The 18,357-nt window shown below is 73.5% G+C and carries 13 protein-coding genes; 10 read left to right on the top strand and 3 right to left on the bottom strand.

The genetic code is table 11. The features are described from left to right. Positions 1–2,309: 2,309 nt before the first annotated feature. From ACGFNH_RS19540 to ACGFNH_RS19530, 3 genes are read left to right on the top strand one after another with little or no spacing between them, the layout of a single operon-like run. Entirely contained in the window at positions 2,310–4,652 is a 2,343-nt protein-coding gene (locus ACGFNH_RS19540; RefSeq protein WP_393655259.1) for an RNA degradosome polyphosphate kinase, read from the top strand. After that, on the top strand, positions 4,633–6,219 hold the full coding sequence (locus ACGFNH_RS19535; protein WP_393655257.1) for a CHAD domain-containing protein: 1,587 nt from the start codon (positions 4,633–4,635) through the stop codon (positions 6,217–6,219). The genes ACGFNH_RS19540 and ACGFNH_RS19535 overlap by 20 nt, the downstream gene beginning before the upstream one ends. Beyond that, the gene (locus ACGFNH_RS19530; RefSeq protein WP_393655255.1) at positions 6,219–6,731 is read left to right on the top strand and encodes an NUDIX hydrolase; all 513 of its coding nucleotides are present in this window, start codon (positions 6,219–6,221) and stop codon (positions 6,729–6,731) included. The genes ACGFNH_RS19535 and ACGFNH_RS19530 overlap by 1 nt, the downstream gene beginning before the upstream one ends. A 177-nt stretch (positions 6,732–6,908) precedes the next feature. Here ACGFNH_RS19530 and ACGFNH_RS19525 read toward each other — a convergent pair whose 3' ends face one another. Continuing rightward, positions 6,909–7,940 carry an aldo/keto reductase gene (locus ACGFNH_RS19525; RefSeq protein WP_393655253.1) on the bottom strand — a complete coding sequence of 344 codons (1,032 nt, stop codon included), beginning with the start codon at positions 7,938–7,940 and terminating at the stop codon, positions 6,909–6,911. Between the two features lie 286 nt (positions 7,941–8,226). On the opposite strand from ACGFNH_RS19525, the gene ACGFNH_RS19520 reads away from it, so the two are divergent. The 4 genes from ACGFNH_RS19520 (at position 8,227) to ACGFNH_RS19505 (ending at position 12,825) form a co-directional block, all read left to right on the top strand. Continuing rightward, entirely contained in the window at positions 8,227–9,345 is a 1,119-nt protein-coding gene (locus ACGFNH_RS19520) for a hypothetical protein (protein ID WP_393655251.1), read from the top strand. After that, positions 9,342–10,658, top strand: coding sequence for a hypothetical protein (locus ACGFNH_RS19515; protein WP_393655249.1), 1,317 nt, complete (start codon positions 9,342–9,344; stop codon positions 10,656–10,658). The genes ACGFNH_RS19520 and ACGFNH_RS19515 overlap by 4 nt, the downstream gene beginning before the upstream one ends. A gap of 254 nt (positions 10,659–10,912) precedes the next feature. Continuing rightward, positions 10,913–11,626 (top strand): hypothetical protein, encoded by a 714-nt coding sequence (locus ACGFNH_RS19510; RefSeq protein WP_393655248.1) that lies wholly within the window; start codon positions 10,913–10,915, stop codon positions 11,624–11,626. Beyond that, the gene (locus tag ACGFNH_RS19505) at positions 11,623–12,825 is read left to right on the top strand and encodes a caspase family protein (RefSeq protein WP_393655246.1); all 1,203 of its coding nucleotides are present in this window, start codon (positions 11,623–11,625) and stop codon (positions 12,823–12,825) included. The genes ACGFNH_RS19510 and ACGFNH_RS19505 overlap by 4 nt, the downstream gene beginning before the upstream one ends. On the opposite strand, the gene ACGFNH_RS19500 is transcribed toward ACGFNH_RS19505, so the two are convergent. Continuing rightward, positions 12,785–13,621, bottom strand: coding sequence for a class I SAM-dependent methyltransferase (locus ACGFNH_RS19500; protein WP_393655244.1), 837 nt, complete (start codon positions 13,619–13,621; stop codon positions 12,785–12,787). The two genes, ACGFNH_RS19505 and ACGFNH_RS19500, sit on opposite strands and share 41 nt — an antisense overlap. Positions 13,622–13,937: 316 nt before the next feature. Here ACGFNH_RS19500 and mshA point away from each other — a divergent pair, with 316 nt between their 5' ends. Together mshA and ACGFNH_RS19490 are read left to right on the top strand one after the other, a co-directional pair. Continuing rightward, positions 13,938–15,299, top strand: a complete 1,362-nt coding sequence (mshA, locus tag ACGFNH_RS19495; RefSeq protein ID WP_393655242.1) for a D-inositol-3-phosphate glycosyltransferase — start codon at positions 13,938–13,940, stop codon at positions 15,297–15,299. Further along, positions 15,292–15,825: a YbjN domain-containing protein gene (locus tag ACGFNH_RS19490; protein ID WP_393655240.1), complete on the top strand. Its 534-nt coding sequence runs from the start codon at positions 15,292–15,294 to the stop codon at positions 15,823–15,825. The genes mshA and ACGFNH_RS19490 overlap by 8 nt, the downstream gene beginning before the upstream one ends. A 31-nt stretch (positions 15,826–15,856) precedes the next feature. Here the strand turns inward: ACGFNH_RS19490 and ACGFNH_RS19485 are convergent, their stop codons facing one another. Then, positions 15,857–17,239, bottom strand: a complete 1,383-nt coding sequence (locus ACGFNH_RS19485; protein ID WP_393655238.1) for an MDR family MFS transporter — start codon at positions 17,237–17,239, stop codon at positions 15,857–15,859. A gap of 108 nt (positions 17,240–17,347) precedes the next feature. On the opposite strand from ACGFNH_RS19485, the gene ACGFNH_RS19480 reads away from it, so the two are divergent. Beyond that, positions 17,348–18,109, top strand: a complete 762-nt coding sequence (locus ACGFNH_RS19480) for a phosphoglyceromutase (protein WP_393655236.1) — start codon at positions 17,348–17,350, stop codon at positions 18,107–18,109. Positions 18,110–18,357 lie beyond the last annotated feature (248 nt).

Below are 18,357 nucleotides of genomic sequence, written 5' to 3'. Positions count from 1 at the left end.
GCCCTGCGCGCCCTGCGCGCCCTGCGCGCCCTGCGCGCCCTGCGCGCCCTGCGCGCCCTGCGCGCCCTGCGCGCCCTGCGCGCCCTGCGCGCCCTGCGCGCCCTGGGCGGCTGTCGCGGCGGGGACCCCCTCGCGGTCGGGGTGCGGTGGCCCTCGTGGTCGCGGTGCGGCGGTTCTCGCCGCGGAGTGTCCTGGCGGTGCGGCGGTTCTCGCGGTGCGGTGACCCTCGTGGTGCGGTGCCCTCGCCGTGTGGCGCTGTCTTATCGGCGCGATGGTCGTTCGCGATGTGGCGGACCTTGCGGTCGGTGGCTCTCGTTGAGCGTGGTGGTGGGGCGGTCTGCCTGCTTTGTGCGGGGGTTGTTGTCCGGGTGGTGGCCCGGTGGTGGGTGTTTGAGCATCCGCGCGGGCGGGGGCGTGGCTGGGCCGGGTGTCCGCCGGTGCGGCCGTCGTCCGGTTGCGCGACAGACCGACCAGGGTGTCCGGCCTGGGTCGTCGGTTGGGCCGGTCCTGGGAACTCGTTGTCGAAATGCTTGACCGGAGGCAAGTAGTTCCACAGCGAGTAACCGGAGCGAAGCGGCAGGGCCCGAGCGGCTGCCGGAACCCTGCAGTGTCACCTGCCCTTGCCGCGGAAGTGGACCTCGGCCGCGCCTCCTGCGGCCCCGATGCTTGGCCTTTTGTGCCGCAGGCGCGGGACGAGACCGGGAGCCGGTGGAGTCGTTGGGCATCCGTGATGGTGGGGCGGTCCGCCTGGTTCGTGCGGGGGTTGTTGTCCGGGTGGTGGCCCGGTGGTGGGTGTTTGAGCATCGGGGCCGGCGGGGGGCGTGGCTGGGCCGGGTGTCCGCCGGCGCGGCCGTCGTCCGGTTGCGCGACAGACCGATCATGGCGTCCCGCCCGGGCCGTCGATTGCGCCGGTTCCGGAGACCCGTCGTCGAAATGCTTGACCGCAGGCAGGTAATTCCACAGCGAGTGCCGCAGAAAGGCGCACGGCCCCCGAGCACATGCCGGAGCCCGCGGTGCGACCGGCCCCTGCCGCGGACGCGGACCTCGGCCGGGCCCCCCGCCCGCCGCGATGCTCGTTCGTTGCGCCGTAGGCGCGAGACGAGAGCGTTCGCGGAAGTGCGGCGTGAATCCGGCCGGGCATGCGGGAACCCTGCCGTCTCACTGGCCCCTGTCGCGGACACGGACCTCAGCCGCGCTCCCTGCCGCTCGATGCTGGTCCGGGTGTCCGGGTGTCCGGCTCTCCGCCGGTGCGGCTGTCGTCCCGTTGTGCGGGCAGATCGGCCATGGTGTCTCGCCTGGTTCGTCGGTCGGGCCGGTGCCGGGGAGTCGTTGTCGAAGTGCTTGACCGGAGGCAAGTAATTCCACAGCGAGTGCCGCCAAGCGCAGACCTCCGAGCGCCTGCCGGAACCTGCCGTGTCACCGGCCCTGCCGCGGACGTGGACCTCGGCCGGGTTCCCTGCGCCCCGATGCTCGTTCCTGCGCCGTAGGCGCGAGACGAGAGAGAAGGTCGAAGGGCGGCGGGGGTCCGGCCGGGGCATGCGGGAACCCTGCCGTCTCGCTGACCCTTGCCGCCGACACGGACCTCAGCCGCGCTCCCTGCTGCTCGACGCTGATCCGGGGGGTGCCGCCGTCGTCGGGTCATGTGACAGACCGGCCATGGTGTCCCGCCCGGGCCGTCGGTTGAGCCGGTCCCGTAGACCCGTTGTCGAAATGCTTGACCGGAGGCAAGCAATTCCACGACGAGTGCCGCCAAGCGCAGACCTCCGAGCGCCTGCCGGAACCTGCCGTGTCACCGGCCCTGCCGCGGACGTGGACCTTGGCCAGGCCCCCTGCCGCCCCGATGCTCATTCATTGCGCCGTAGGCGCGAGACGAGAGAGAAGGTCGAAGGGCGGCAGGAGCCCGGCCGGGGCATGCGGGAACCCCGTCCTGTCACCGGGTCTGCCGCGCGGACGTGGACCTTGGCCGGGCCCCTGCCGCCCCGATGCTCGCTCTTTGCGCCGTAGGGGCGAGACGAGAGCGAAGGTGCAAGGGCGGCGGGAGTCCGGCCGGGCGTGGGGGGGCACCCGGCCGTGTCACCGGCCCCGGCCGTGTCACCGGCCCCCGCCGTGTCACCGGCCGCCACCGCGCAAGCCGGCCCCCACCGCGCAAGCCGAGCCCTACCGCAGACGCGGACCTCGACTGCCCCGGCGTGCAGGCCCCGCCGCCCGATGCGCGCGCGCCCCTATCGCCACCCCGGCGAGGGGCCCCGCTTGCCTGTCCGCCATGTTCGCGTTACCGCTGATTAAGACTCGCTTGCGAGCATCACTGAATGCAGCACGCTGTGCCGACCGACCCCACGCGACGGCTTCGAGCCGCGCCTCCCCCGGGTTCCGGCGCGCCCTTCCGGGCCGCAGCGCGGAACAATGAGGACATGAACGACTCCAGCGCCCAGGCATCGGTCCAGCACGTGCAGCCTTCGGTCGGGTCCATCGCCGCGCATCGCCCGGCCACCGTGGCCGCGGTCGCCTCCGACCTCGAACCGGACCTCGACGCCGACCTGGACGGTTACGAGGACGGCTACGAGGGCGACAGCGATGCCGGCGAGCTCCCCCAGGGCCGGTTCCTGGACCGGGAGCGAAGCTGGCTCGCGTTCAACGAACGGGTGCTGGAGCTCGCCGAGGACCCCTCCACCCCGCTGCTGGAGCGGGCCAATTTCCTGGCGATCTTCGCCAGCAACCTGGACGAGTTCTTCATGGTCCGGGTCGCCGGCCTGAAGCGCCGTATCGCGACCGGTGTGGCCACCCGTTCGGCCTCGGGCCTGCAGCCCCGCGAGGTGCTGGATCTGATCTGGACTCGGTCGCGGGAGCTCATGGCCCGGCACGCCGCCTGCTTCCAGCAGGACGTGCTGCCCGCGCTCGCCGACGAGGGCATCCACCTCATCCGCTGGCCGGAGCTGACCGACAAGGAACAGTCCCGCCTGTTCACGCTCTTCCGGCAGCAGATCTTCCCGGTCCTGACCCCCCTGGCGGTCGACCCGGCCCACCCCTTCCCGTACATCTCGGGCCTCTCGCTCAACCTTGCGGTCGTCGTCCGCAACCCCGTCAGCGGGCACGAGCACTTCGCGCGCGTGAAGGTGCCGCCGCTGCTCTCGCGGTTCCTGGAGGCGTCGCCGCAGCGGTACGTGCCGCTGGAGGACGTCATCGCGGCGCATCTGGAGGAGCTGTTCCCGGGCATGGAGGTCCTCGCCCACCACATGTTCCGGGTTACCAGGAACGAGGACCTGGAGGTGGAGGAGGACGACGCCGAGAACCTCCTCAAGGCCCTGGAGAAGGAGCTCATGCGGCGCCGCTTCGGCCCGCCGGTGCGCCTGGAGGTCGAGGAGTCCATGGCCCCGCGGGTCCTGGACCGGCTCGTCCGCGAGCTGAAGATCTCCGAGGCCGAGGTCCATCCGCTGCCCGGCCCGCTCGACCTCACCGGTCTCTTCGGCCTGGTGAAGCTGGACCGGCCGGAGCTGAAGTACCCGAAGTTCGTCGCGGGCACCCACCGGGACCTGGCCGAGGTCGAGTCCTCGCAGGCCCCCGACATCTTCGCGGCGCTGCGCGAGCGGGACGTGCTGCTGCACCACCCGTACGACTCGTTCTCCACGTCCGTACAGGCATTCCTGGAGCAGGCCGCGGACGACCCCGACGTGCTCGCGATCAAGCAGACGCTCTACCGGACATCCGGTGACTCCCCGATCGTCAACGCGCTCATAGACGCGGCCGAGTCCGGCAAGCAGGTGCTGGTCCTGGTCGAGATCAAGGCGCGCTTCGACGAGCAGGCGAACATCAAGTGGGCCCGCAAACTGGAGGAGGCCGGCTGCCATGTCGTGTACGGCCTCGTCGGGCTGAAGACGCACTGCAAGGCGTCGCTCGTCGTCCGGCAGGAGGGCGAGACCCTGCGCCGCTACAGCCACGTCGGCACCGGCAACTACCACCCGAAGACCGCCCGGCTGTACGAGGACCTGGGGCTGCTGACCGCGGACCAGCAGGTCGGCGCCGACCTCTCCGACCTGTTCAACCGGCTCTCCGGCTACTCCCGCCGCGAGACCTACCGGCGGCTCCTCGTCGCGCCGCGTTCGCTGCGCGACGGTCTGATCCAGCGGATCAACAAGGAGGCGGTGAACCACCAGGCCGGCCGGGACGCGTTCATCCGCGTCAAGGTCAACTCGATGGTCGACGAGGTCGTCATCGACGCCCTCTACCGGGCCGCGCAGGCAGGGGTGCCCGTGGACGTGTGGGTGCGCGGCATCTGCGCGCTCCGGCCCGGCGTCGCCGGCCTGTCAGAGAACATGCGGGTGCGCAGCGTCCTCGGCCGCTTCCTGGAGCACTCGCGGGTGTTCGCCTTCGGCAACGGCGGCGAGCCCGAGGTCTGGCTCGGCAGCGCCGACATGATGCACCGGAACCTGGACCGCCGGATCGAGGCGCTGGTACGGGTGACCGACCCGGCCCACCGGGCGTACCTGATCCGGCTCCTGGAAACCGGCATGTCCGACAACACCGCGTCCTGGCACCTCGGCCCGGACGGCAACTGGACGCGGCACGCGGTGGATGCGGAAGGGCAGCCGCTGCGGAACGTGCAGGAAATGCTCATCGACGCCCGGAGGCGCCGGCGTGGCTCAGCGACATCGTGACCCTGCGGGCGGCTACGGGGACGGAGGCGGCTCTCCGTGGCCGGAACCCGTCGCCCTGCCCGGCACCGTGCCCGGAACGGACCGGTCCGGGCACGAGCCGCGGGACTCCTGTGGTGAGGCCCCCGGGACGGGCCGCGTACTCGTCGAGAGCCATGTGCCCGAGCGGACCGCTCCGGCCTCCCTGCCCGCGCCGACCGCGCCGACCGCGCCGACCGCCCGGACCGCACCGGCCGACGGGTCGGGAAGGGACGTGCTGGCCGCGTACCTGCACGCGCAGGCCGCGGACTTCCTGCGCAGCCTGCGGCTGCACCGGGCCGGTGGCGCCGACGCCGAGGAGGCCGTCGAGGCGGCCCGCCGGCTGCGCCGCTCGGCCCGGCGGATCAGCGGCGCGCTGCACATCTTCCGGCCGCTGACCGACGCGGCATGGGCAGACCCGTTCCGTGCCGAGCTGGGCTGGCTCTCGGGCACGCTCGCCCGCGAGCACACCTACACGGCCCGTCTCGACCGGCTCCGGACGGCCCTGCACCGCCTCGCGGGCGCCGACACGGGCCCGTACGGCGCGGCGCACGATCTGGGCGCGTACGACGGCGGGTACGGATACGGGTCCGGCTTCGGCGGGCGCGCCGACGCGGCCTGGTCGGACCTCTTCGACGGCTTCGACGGCTTCGACGGCACAGCGCCGGTCCCCGGCGGGCGGGCCGAAGGGGCCGAGGGCGCGGAGACCGGCGCCGCGCCCGGCGGCGACGACACTCCGCCGGCCGACGCCCCACGGCCCCCGGCCGCCCGCAGCGCCCCCGCGGCGCGTGCCGCGAGCGTGCGGGGCGGCGACGGCACCGGGACCCCGAAGCCGCGTACGGGCCCGGCCCGCCGCGGTCCGGGCGACGCCGCGCCCGCCGCCCTCACCGTCGGGGCGGCACGCGCCGGAGCACTGCTCGAACGGCAGCTCACACTGGCCCGGACCCGCGCGCACTCCGCTGCCCTCCAGGCACTCGGCTCCTCCCGCTTCCACGCGGTCGCCGACGCCGTCGCCGTCCTGGCCTCGGAGGTGCCGCTCGACGGCGCCGCCTGCGACGGACCCGCCGGCGACGTGCTCGGGCCCCTGGTCGACGCGGTGCACGAGCGGCTCGTGGTGGCGGTCGAGATGCTGCCGCTGTACCGCGCCGGGCACCCGTACAACGCCGAGGCGCTCGTCCACGGCCTGGCGGCCACCGCCGCCGCCGACGCACCGCCGGCGACCGAGCAGCAGGACGCGCCCTGGCACCAGGTGCGGCTGCTCGTACGGCTGCGCCGGTACGGCCAGGAGGTGCTGGACCCGGTGGACCTGCGCGTGCGGGGCGGCGACGAACCGTCGCTCGGCACCCGCCTGCTGAGCGCCGCGCACGCCCTGGACCGGCACCGCGACGCCTCCGAGGCGGCCGCGGCTGCTGCGGCGGCGGCGCGTACGCCCCGGATCTCCCCGGCGACGGCGTACGCGCTCGGCGTGCTGCACGCCGACCAGCGGCACGACGTCGAGGCAGCGCGGTACGCCTTCGGCAGGCTCTGGCAGCGCATGGCGGTGAGCGTCTGATGGCGAGCGGAACGAGCGGAACGAGCGGAACGAGCGGAGCGGGCAGAGCGAGCGCGGCGGGCGCGGCGGGCGCGGCGGGTGGAACGGCTGCTGAGCGGACGGTACGGGCAGCGGGCTGCGTCCTGTGGCGGCGCACCCCGCGCTCGGGCCGGCACGGCGAGCCGATCGAGATCGCGCTCGTGCACCGCCCGAAGTACGACGACTGGTCGCACCCCAAGGGCAAGCTGAAGCCAGGCGAGGACCCGCTGCGCGGCGCCCTGCGCGAGGTGTTCGAGGAGACGGGCCACGACTGCGAGCCCGGGGCCCGTCTGCCGAGCGCTCACTACACGGCGAACGCCCGGCCCAAGGAGGTCCTGTACTGGGCGGCCGAGGCCACCGACGGGACGTTCGTACCGAACCGCGAGGTCGACCGCCTCGTGTGGCTGCCGCCGTCCGCGGCCCGCCATCGCATCAGCCACGAACGCGACCGGTACCTCGTGGACGCCCTGCTCGCGGCCCTCCACATGGCCTGACCGGCACCACGCCTTGATGGGCACACCCGCCTGCCCTGAACCCCGCCTGGCTGCCCTGAACCCCGCCTGGCCGCGCCCCCGCCTGCCCTGAACCCCGCCTGACTGCGCCCCCGCCTGGCCGCGCCCCCGCCTGAGCGGCGCACATCACCAGGTCGGGGCGCTGATCGCTTCGCGGACTCAGCGGCGGCGCAGCGTCCGGTCCGCCAGCGCCGGCGGCATGTAGTAGCTGTCGTCCCGGTTCAGATCGGTCCCGGGCGGCACGATCTCGTCGATCCGGTCCAGGACGTCCTCGCTCAACTCCGTGTTCGCACCGTCCAGCAGGTCGTCCAGGTGCGCCGGGGTGCGCGGGCCGATGATCACCGAAGTGACGGCGGGGTGGGCCCGGACGAACGCGATCGCCAGGTGCGGCAGCCTCAGACCGGCGTCGGCCGCGAGCTTCGTCAGCTCGCCGACCGCCTCCAGCTTGCGGGCGTTGCCCGGCCGCGACGGATCGAACTTGTGCTGCTCCATCGCCGCACGACCGCTGCCCTCCGTGAGATCCACGTCCGCCGCCTTCGCGTACTTGCCGGAGAGCCAGCCCGCGCTGAGCGGGCCCCAGGTCAGCACGCCCATGCCGTAGCGCTGGGCGGTCGGCAGGACCGCTGCCTCCACACCGCGGGCGAGGATCGAGTACGGCGGCTGCTCGGTGCGGAAACGGAGGTGACCGCGCCGTTCGGCCGCCCACTGGGCTTCGACGATCTGCTCGGCGGGGAACGTGGAGTGGCCGATCGCCCGGATCTTGCCCGCCCGTACGAGGTCGGAGAGAGCGGACAGGGTTTCGTCGATGTCCGTGGCCGGGTCGGGGCGGTGGACCTGGTAGAGGTCGATCCAGTCGGTGCCGAGGCGGCGGAGGCTGTCCTCGACGGCGCGGGTGAGCCAGCGCCGCGAGTTCCCGCGCCGGTTCTCGTCCTCGCCCATCGAGCCGTGCCCCTTCGTGGCGAGGACGACGTCGTCGCGGCGGCCCTTGAGGGCCTTGCCGACGATCTCCTCCGACTCGCCCCGGCTGTAGATGTCGGCGGTGTCCACGAAGTTGATGCCCGCGTCCAGGGCGTGGTGGATCATGTTCACCGACTCGTCGTGGTCGGGGTTGCCCATGGCGCCGAACATCATCGCGCCGAGCGCGTATTCGCTGACCGAGATGCCGGTGCCACCGAGAATCCTGCGCTTCATGGGAGTCATGCCTTTCGTACGCCGGTGGGCTCGTACGCCGCGCCGGTGGGCTCGTACGCCGGTGGGCGCGACGGGCGCCGTTCCCCTTCCCCTCCCACTGTCCGCCGCTTCGGCGGTCCGCGCACGTGCACGGGCACGCGGCGGTCCTGTGCCCGTCGGCCGCGGGGCCGCTCGGTCGTGTGCTGTCCGCGCAGGGTCAAGTTCCCGTAATCGCAGTGCACTTGAGCCGATGACGTGGCAGCCTGTCACCCCTCGGTTTCGGTGTGCGACACATCTGGGGTGACGGGTGATCACGGGCGAGGGCATGCAGCTTCCGGGCTGGCGGGGCGGGGACGCCAATGCCGCGTACCTGGACAAGACGCTGCGACACGGGGACATCGAGCTGGCGCTCGCCGAGAGCGTCGGCTGGCGGGCCGTTCTCCAGTTGTGGCTGCGGGCGTTCGTCGTCTCGCTGGCGGTGTTCGTCATCCCCGCGTTCATCGGGGTGATGACGCTCATCGCGGACTCGGGCAGCAGCTACGACTCGGCGTACGGGTACGGCGATTCGGGCGGCGACGCCGGTGGCGCCGGGTGGCTGGTCTTCGCGTTCATCGCGTCCGGCGTCTCCTTCTGGCTGGTCCTCCTGCTGACGCGGGTCACCGAGCCGATCGCCGCCTGGCGGGTGCTGCTGGCCGACCGCGAGGACCGCGGGGCCTCCGTCTACAGCCAGATCCGCGGCACGCTGCGGGCGCGCCGCAGCCCGCTGATCGTGCGGGAGCGCAGGATGCGGGCGATCGGCCCCGGCTCCGGCGGCGTCGCCAACCGGCTGGTGCTGTCCGACGGCCCGTACAACGCCTACGTCTCCGTCTTCTCCTACGGATCGAGCCTCTACCTGGGCTGGATGATGTGGCGCTCGCGCCGCGGCGCCACGCTCATCGCCCAGTTCGTCGGGGACCTCTTCCGCGGCATTCTCGGACAGAACTCGCCCGAGGAGGAGGTCATGCGGGCCGACCGGCCGCAGGCGATGCGCGAGGCGGTCCATCTGGCGTGCCGTGAGGGCCTGTTCGTGGCGATCGAGGGGATCGACGTACCGGACTCGTACGGGTTCCCGCAGGGGCTCCCGCCGGTCGAGGAGGCCGTAATGCCCGCGGCGCCCGCACCGGGCACGGCCCCGGGACACGGTCCCGTTCCGCCGCAGGGCCCGGTGCCCCCGCAGGGACCCGTTCCGCCGTCGGCTCCGGTGCCGCCGCAGGGCGGCAGGTCCGGTGCGCCGCACTACCCCGCGCCCCCGCAGCAGGACCCGACGGCCGGCGCCGGGTACGACACGCGCTCCTGGGCGCCCGGCGACGGGACCGACGGAACAACCGGCAGCGGGCCGTCCACCGCCCCCGGCAGCGGCCCGGATCCGCAGTCGCCGAAGGCATGACCGCGCACCGGGGCGCGGGCCCGGACGACGTACTGATCTCGGCGGGCCCGCAGGGCAGTTGGGCCTGGACCGGCGTACGGGTGGAGCCCGCGCCCACGGCCGCCGAGCACGGCGGCTTCGCGGGCCTCCCGGAGGAGCAGCGCAGGGCCGAGGCGGCGTCCCGCGAGCAGGTCTGGCTCGCGGAGCAGTGGCAGCCGGGCGGCCGTCACCGCTTCGAGATCCGCTGCATGAACGACCCGGTGGCGCGAGAGGTGTCCTGTGCGCTGCTCGGCCAGGTCCACGCCCCCGATCCCGCGGGCGCGGTGGCAGCGGCGCGTGCGCTGCGCGCCCGGCTGCGGGCCGCCCCGCGCCACGTACGGGCCCACGCACTCGACGCCCCCGGGGTACGCGGCGCGCTCATGCCGTTCGGGTTCCCGTCCGAGCCGCGGTCCGGACACCCCGCGGACCCCGAACACCAGCCGGGTGCACCGGCGTTGCCCGGACTCGCGGAGGTCCGCAAGGGGCTGAGCTGGGCCTGGTCGACGCGGTACGACGCACGCTTCCGCGTCGGGGTCCTCGCGCATCCGCTGCCGGGCACCGCGGTGTCCTGGGAGCCGGTGTGGGACGCCCTCGCCCGCCAGCAGCACCGGAGCCTGGTCAGTGTCTGCCTGGAGCCGTACGAGGTGGGCGAGGGGCTGCGCTCCCGGCTCGCCTATCTCGCGCAGGAGTACGGGCGGCTCGCGGTGCCCGGCACGCCCAACCCGGTCTACGAGCAGCCCGTACCGCCCGACCCCTTCGCCGTACGGGCCGCGGCCGCGTACAGCGATGCGGCGCACCGGTACGCGGGCCGCGCCTACCGTCTCCGGATCGCCGTCGCCGCGGACGGACCGGTGCCGGTGCATCTGGCCGAGGTGGTCGCGGCCACGCTGTCCGGTGCCCGAACGGCCGTATCGGGTAGGGGAGTTGAGGGGCCTGCGGTGGTGTGCCTTCCGTCGGGCGGCGAAGCGGCCACGGCCTGGGGCAATGTCACGGCGATCAACCGCACCTGGCTGGAGGAGACATACCGCCAGAGCGTGCCGGAGGGGTATATGGGGCAGGTCGAGCGGATCCTGAGCGACCTCGTGGACCTGCCGGAGGCCACGGCGGCCTTCCGCTTTCCTTACGAGATCCCGGGGCGGCCGCGGCTGTTCGCGACGACGGCGCGGCGCCAGGCGGGGGCCGACGCGGATGCGGGTGCGGGCGGGACGGGGGCGGATGCCGGTGCGGGAACGGGTGCCGGTGGAGGACGCGGCGAGGCCGCCGACCCGCACTTCCCGGACCTCCCCGGCCGCTGATGTCACCTGACGCCGACCTGCGACCCCCGGGCTTACTGGTGACGACCGGGGCCGACCGGCGATACCCGGGCTTACTGGCGACGACCGGGGCCGACCGGCGACGACGGGGGTCGACCGGCGACGACCGGCGACGATCGGGGCCGCCTGGCATCGGCAGGCACCGGCTCGTGACGGAGAGGTCAACCTGCCCGTACGGCAGCATGGTTGATCTCGTATCGAGGACATCCGACGGACACGACGATGGGGCCCGCACCGTGAATGCGCTCACCTTTGAATTCGGAGGCACGGCCGCCGAGGCGGACGCCCTCGCCCGCGACCTCGCCGCATGGCTGGACGACGACGAGGACGTGGCCGCCTCGGCGCGGGTGCGCATGGTCCCGCCGCCGTCGGGGGAGCAGGGCGGTCTGGCCGACGCGGCCGAACTGCTGGGCGCGGTCGAGCCGTTGCTGAGCGCGGGCATCGGGGCGTTCGGCATGTGGCTGGCGGAGCGCGCGAGGAGCCGCCGCATCAGCTTCCGCGCGGTACGGCCGGACGGCGCCGAGCTGGAGTTGTCGGCGGGCAGCCGCGCGGAGGCGGAGGCGGTGCAGGAGCGGCTGGAACTCTTCGTGGCGGGCGGCAGTACGAACGCCACCGGCGGCACTGATGGCACCAGTGGGGCCGGTGGCACTGACGGCACTGGTGGCGCTGACGCCACCATTGGCACGGGCAGCGGCATCAGCACGGGCATCAGCACGGGCGGCACGGGCGGCACGGGCGCCGAGGAGAGGCCGGGCCAGGAGCCGGACCGTCGCGCCACCGGCTCCGGCCGTGGTGCTACCGACCAATGCCGCGGGGCAACCGGCTCACGCCGTGGTGCTACCGACCAAAGCCGTGGGGCAACCGACCCAGGCCGCGGGGCAACTGCCCCAAGCCGTGGGGCCACCGACCCGGCCCGTGGCGACAACGAGAGCCGGGGCAGCACCGGTTGAGCGGTGAGTCATGGGCGGTCGAAGTCCCCCGGCGTCTGCGCTCCGCGGCCGTCATCGTCGGCACGGCCAGTCACACGGCCCCCGGTGCACTCCGCCCCATCCCGCAGGTCGCGGCCAATGTGCGGGCCCTCGCCGACGCGCTGACCGGGGCGTACGGGCTGTTCGACCCGAGCAGGGTCCGCACCCGCGTGGACCCGGAACGCGTCGCGGACGTCCTCGACCTGATGCCCACGCGCGACGGCGGCCGACTCGACCTCTGCCTCTTCTACTACGCGGGCCACGGACTGCTCGCGGAGGGCGACCGCCTCTGCCTGGCCCTGCCCGGTTCCGTGGACGAGCCCGCGCGAGCGGCGCGCTCCTCGCTGCCGGTCGACGACGTCCTCGCGGCCCTGGACCACACGAAGGCGCGCCACCGGGTCGCGATCCTCGACTGCTGCTTCTCGGGGCGCGCCTTGGACTCCCCGGCGGCGGCGGACGTCCACCTGCTGACGGCCACGAGCCGTACGAAGCGGGCGCGTTACGGGACCGACGCCGAATACACCGGCTTCACCGGGGAGTTGCTGCGCCTGCTCGCGGACGGCGTACCGGACGGGCCCGACCACCTCGACCTGGCGCTGCTCCATCGGCGGTTGTCGGTCGCGTTGCCCACGGCCGCCGAACCCTGCCCCGTTCCAGCACAGCGGACGGTCGGACGCGGCGGGGACCTGGCCCTGACGCGTAACCCCGCCCATGGCACGGGCCGGACCCGTCCGGGTCTGGCGGCGCGGGCGCAATTCGCCCTGCGGGTACGGCAGGAGACGCTCGCGGGAGCGGCCGCCGGCCGGCCGGAGCGCCTGACCCGGGCCGTACGGCTCTTCGCGGACATCGCGGACGACGGTGAGCGCGCGTTCGGCGCCGCCGACCCCGACGTCCTGGCCTACCGGCACGCGTACGCCTCTCTCATGGGGGAGGCGGGCGACGTCTCCGCCGCGGCGCGTCTGCTGGAGGCCGTGGTCGCCGATGCCGAAGCGGCGCCGCCGCCGGGCGGCGCCCGCCTCGAAGCGACGGCCTCCGAATCAGCGGCCACCGAATCAGCGGCTCCGCCGGGCGGCGCCCGCCTCGAAGCGGCCCGCGCGAGCCTGGCCCACTGGCGCACCCGCGCGACGGAGGCCGACCCTCTCAGCAGTCCCGCGGTGCGACCGCCTCCCACCGCACCGTGACCTCGCCCTGCCGCCAGCGGTTCGGGCCGCCGGTCAGCGGCCAGTCGGCCGCGACATCGCGTACGGCTCGCGTCCAGCGCTGTCGCGCGCCGAGCGGCGCGAGCGGCGCCGCGGCCGCCCAGGCGCGGTCGAGGTCGCGCAGGAAGGCGTGAACGGGCTCGCCGGGGACGTTCCGGTGGATCAGCGCTTTGGGCAGGCGCTCGGCCAGGTCGGAGGGTTGGGCGAGGGATCCGAGCCGCGCCGCGAACGTGACCGTGCGCGGCCCTTCCGGCCCGAGCGCGACCCAGACGTGCCGCCGCCCGATCTCGTCGCATGTGCCCTCCACCACCAGCCCGCCGGGCGCCAGCCGCCCGCAGAGCCGCTCCCAGACACCCCGGACCTCGCTCTCCTCGTACTGGCGCAGCACGTTGGCGGCGCGGATCAGCACCGGCCCGGCGACCGCGGGCGAGCGCCCTTCGCCGGGGACGGGCCCGGGGAGGGGGATCTCGAAACCGCCATGGGCGAAGACGAGACCGTCGCGCTCGTACGGGCGGGCGGCTTCGACGCGGGCGCGATCGATCTCGATGCCGACGACGCACGCGTCCGGCCGTACGGTCCGGAGCCGCGTGAGCAGTTCGACGGCGGTCCAGGGCGCGGCGCCGTACCCGAGATCGACGGCGACGGCGTCCGGGGACCGGCGCAGTGCGGCGCCGTGCTCGGCGGCGATCCACCGGTCCATCCGCCGCAGACGGTTGGGGTTGGTCGTCCCACGCGTCACATTCCCGACGGGCCGGGACGAGGGGATGCGGGAGACCATGCGACGAGGGTAGGCGGTGGGCCGGGCGCGCCCGGCGCCCGGCCGGGCAGGCGCACCGGGGGCAGGGCAGCGGTCCTCGCCGGGGAACAGCAGCACACAGCAGCCCGATGGCAGCCCGACGGCGGCGGACGGTGCGGGACATCGGCCCCCCGGCCCCATGCGGCCCGGCAGCCACGCCAGCCCCGTGCGTACCGCCCGCGCGGTGCGACGGGCATCACGTTTTGGCAAAGCGGAAATGGCAGGGCCCTTTCCGCTGGTTACCCGCTTGGCAGGACTGGTGCGTCCAGCGTCCAGCGTCGCAAGGAGGTCACGCACGGTGAGCCAGTACGCGTCCCGGCTCGGAGCACTGCGCGGTCGTGTCCAGGGTCCCCTCGCGGGCTCCGGGCGGCTGCGGCTCCCGGGTGCCCCGCGCAGTCCCCGTCGCATAGCGATGCTCAGCGTGCACACGTCACCGCTCCACCAGCCCGGCACGGGCGACGCGGGCGGCATGAACGTCTACATCGTCGAACTCGCCCGCCGCCTCGCCGCGCTCAACATCGAGGTGGAGATCTTCACCCGCTCCACCACCGGCGCGCTGCCCCCCGCCGTCGAGCTGGCGCCGGGCGTCCTCGTACGCCATGTGGACGCGGGCCCGTACGAGGGCCTGGCCAAGGAGGAGCTGCCCGCTCAGCTCTGCGCCTTCACCCACGGCATCATGCAGGCCTGGGCCGGCCAACGCCCCGGCCACTACGACCTCGTCCACTCCCATTACTGGCTCTCCGGCCACGTCGGCTGGCTCGCCGCCGAGCGCTGGGGCGTGCCGCTGGTCCACGCCATGCACACCATGGCGAAGGTCAAGAACGCGGCCCTGGCCGCGGGCGACGCCCCCGAACCCGCGGCCCGCGTCATCGGCGAGACGCAGATCGTCGACGCCGCCGACCGGCTCGTGGCGAACACCGCCGAGGAAGCGAACGAACTCGTACGCCACTACGACGCCGACCCCCGCAAGGTCGCCGTCGTCCACCCCGGCGTGAACCTGGAGCGCTTCCGACCCGCCGACGGCCGCGCCGCCGCCCGGGCCCGGCTCGGCCTGCCGCAGGACGCGCTGATCCCGCTCTTCGCCGGCCGCATCCAGCCGCTCAAGGCACCGGACATCCTGCTGCGCGCCGTCGCCGACCTCCTGGAGGAGCAGCCGCGGCTGCGCGAGCGGCTCGTCGTGCCGGTCGTGGGCGGTCCCAGCGGCAGTGGCCTCGCCAAGCCCGAGGGTTTGCAGAAGCTGGCCGCCCGGCTCGGCATCTGCGACGTGGTCCACTTCCGCCCGCCGGTCGGGCAGGATCAGCTCGCGGACTGGTACCGGGCGGCGTCGGTCCTGGTGATGCCCTCGTACAACGAGTCGTTCGGCCTGGTCGCGGTGGAGGCGCAGGCGTGCGGGACCCCCGTGATCGCGGCCGCGGTCGGCGGTCTGCCCGTCGCCGTACGGGAGGGTGCGAGCGGCTTCCTCGTCTCCGGCCACGACCCCGCCGACTACGCGCGGGCGCTCCGCCGCTTCGCCGACGACCCCTCCCTGACGGACCGGATGGGCGCCGAGGCGGCGCGGCACGCGGCGTCCTTCGGCTGGGACTCGGCGGCCGCGGCGACGGCGGACCTGTACACCGCGGCGCTGCACGAACGGCGTCGTCTACGCTCGCTCCATGGCTGACGCTGACGCTGACCCGAACATCAGGAAGACCGTCGAGCACACCCTGAAGGACGCGGACCTGGAGTGGGAGAGCCCGTCGGACGGCAGGTACGTGGTGACCCTGCCGGGCACCAGGAAGCTGTCCACGACCTGCTCGCTGGTGGTCGGCAGGCACTCGCTGTCGGTCAACGCCTTCGTCGTCCGCCGCCCCGACGAGAACGAGGCGGCGGTCCACCGCTGGCTGCTGGAGCGCAACACCCGGCTGTACGGCGTGGGTTACGCGATCGACCCGCTCGGCGACATCTACCTCGTCGGCAAGCTGCCGCTCACCGCGGTGACACCGGAGGAACTGGACCGGCTGCTCGGCACGGTCCTGGAGAACGCGGACGGCAGCTTCAACACCCTGCTGGAGATGGGGTTCGCGACCGCGATCCGCAAGGAGTACGCCTGGCGCACCTCCCGCGGCGAATCGACGCGCAACCTCGAGGCGTTCGCGCATCTGACCCGCCGCTCGGCCGAGCCGACGCCGGAGCCGAAGCCGGAGTGACGGCGGCGGCCGCGGCCCCCGAGGATGCGGCTCAGGCCACGGGATCCGTACGGGGCACGGCCGGCTCGCCGCCCACGCCGCCCACCGGGGAAACGGCGCCGGTGGAAAGGGCATTGATGGAAAGTGCGTCGGTGGTCAGGGCTCCGGCGGACCCGCTGTCGGTGGAGACAGCATCGGCCGGTGTCGCGTCGGTCGTGTCCCCGTCCTCGTTCGGAAGGTCCCGCATCACCAGCCAGAAGCCGAGCGCGGTGACCGTGCCCACCCCCGCGACGCCCGCCCACAGCCACTCCGCCCCGTAGGCGTCGATCACCAGACCGCCCGCCACGGGAGCGGTCAGCGCGGCGACCGACCAGGACAGCGTGAACATCCCCTGGTAGCGGCCGCGTCCGTGGGTCGGCGACAGCCGCACCACCAGGCCCATCTGGGTCGGGGACGCGATGACCTCGCCGAGCGTCCACACGCACACGGCCAGCACGTACGCCGCCAGGGACCCGGCGAACGCGGTGAGCCCGAAGCCGTAGCCGGACAGCAGCGCCGCGACGATCAGCAGGCGCATCGGGTCGCGGTGCTCGATGAAGCGGGTGACCGGGATCTGCAGGGCCACGATCAGCACGCCGTTGACGGCGATGGCGGCGCCGAAGTCGGAGCTGGAGAAGCCGCTTTCGCCCATCGCGACGGGCAGCGCCACATACGCCTGCATGAAGATCAGGGCCATGAGGAAGGACAGCGCGACGACGCTCATATAGCGGCGGTCCCGCAGAACGGTCCCGATGGAGATCCGCGGTTCCGGCTCCGCGCCGTCGGCGCCGCGCGTGACCTCGGGGCGGGACTCCGGGAGCTTCACGAAGACCACGACCGCGCACACCAGCGTCATACCGGCCTCCAGGAGGAAGCCGAGGAGATAGCTGTGCTCGGCGACGAATCCCGCACCGGCCGAGGAGAACGCGAACCCCAGGTTGATCGCCCAGTAGTTGAGCGCGAAGGCCCGTACGCGGTCCTCGGGGGCGACGATGTCGGCCATCATCGCCTGCACCGCCGGGCGCGAGGCGTTGCTCGTCATGCCGACGAGGAAGGCGACTGCCGCGATGGCCGCGGGGTGGGTCATGAAGCCCAGCAGCGCCACGGACGCCGCCGTCGAGAGCTGCGCCATCAGCAGCGTCGGCCGCCGCCCGAGCCGGTCCGTCATCACCCCGGCACCCACGGAGGACACGGCGGCGCCGAGCCCGTGCAGTGCGGCGACCGCGCCCGCGTACGAGGCCGAATAGCCGCGCTCGATGGTCAGGTAGAGCGCCATGAAGGTGGCGACGAACGCACCGAGCCGGTTGATCAGGGTGGAGGTCCACAGCCACCAGAACGCCCCGGGCAGACCGGCGACGCTCTCCCTCACTGCACGCCTCACAGCGGCGACGGACATGGCGGACCCCCCGATTCGACCGGCCGGACGCGTAACAGGCGCCCTCCGGGAGCGGAGCTTACGACAGCGGGGTGCGGGGCGCCATCGAATATTGGTTAGGCTCGGGCCATGGCCGACGCGACATACAAGCTGATCCTCCTCCGCCACGGCGAGAGCGAGTGGAACGCGAAGAACCTGTTCACCGGCTGGGTGGACGTGAACCTGACCGAGAAGGGCGAGAAGGAGGCGCTCCGCGGCGGCGAGCTGCTCAAGGATGCGGGCCTCCTTCCCGACATCGTCCACACCTCGCTCCAGAAGCGCGCGATCCGCACCGCGCAGCTCGCACTGGAGGCCGCCGACCGGCTCTGGATCCCGGTCCACCGCTCCTGGCGCCTGAACGAGCGCCACTACGGAGCGCTCCAGGGCAAGGACAAGGCGCAGACGCTCGCCGAGTTCGGCGAGGAGCAGTTCATGCTCTGGCGCCGCTCGTACGACACCCCGCCGCCTCCGATCCAGGACGGCTCCGAGTGGTCGCAGAGCGACGACCCGCGCTACGCCACGATCCCGCCGGAGCTCCGCCCGCGCACGGAGTGCCTGAAGGACGTCGTCACGCGCATGCTGCCGTACTGGTACGACGGCATCGTCCCCGACCTCCTCACCGGCCGCACGGTCCTGGTCGCCGCCCACGGCAACTCGCTGCGCGCGCTGGTCAAGCACCTGGACGGCGTCTCGGACGCCGACATCGCGGGCCTCAACATCCCGACGGGCATCCCGCTCGCCTACGACCTGGACGCCGACTTCCGCCCCCTGAACCCGGGCGGCACGTACCTGGACCCGGACGCGGCGAAGGCGGCGATCGAGGCCGTGAAGAACCAGGGCAAGAAGAAGTAGAGAACGTGATCCCGCCTCCCACCTGCGCGTACGGCGCGGTTGGGGGGCGTTTTCGCGACCCGGGACCCTCTGGGTCCTCAGCCCTCCGGGTCTGCGGCCGGAGGGCCTGGGCGCGGTCCCGACCGCTGGGCGAGATGTGCGCGTACACCTTCAAGGCCAGGCCGGGTTCAGAGTGCGAGGTGCTCGGCAGGGGCTTTGATGCTCTCTCCGGCGTCCAGGAACACGGCGGACGGTCGTGGGACGTTCCC

Source organism: Streptomyces sp. NPDC048639 (genome assembly GCF_043199075.1).
Classification (GTDB): Bacteria; Actinomycetota; Actinomycetes; order Streptomycetales; family Streptomycetaceae; genus Streptomyces.
The sequence above is the reverse complement of the archived record's forward strand: the minus strand, read 5'-3'. Positions and strand labels throughout refer to the sequence as shown.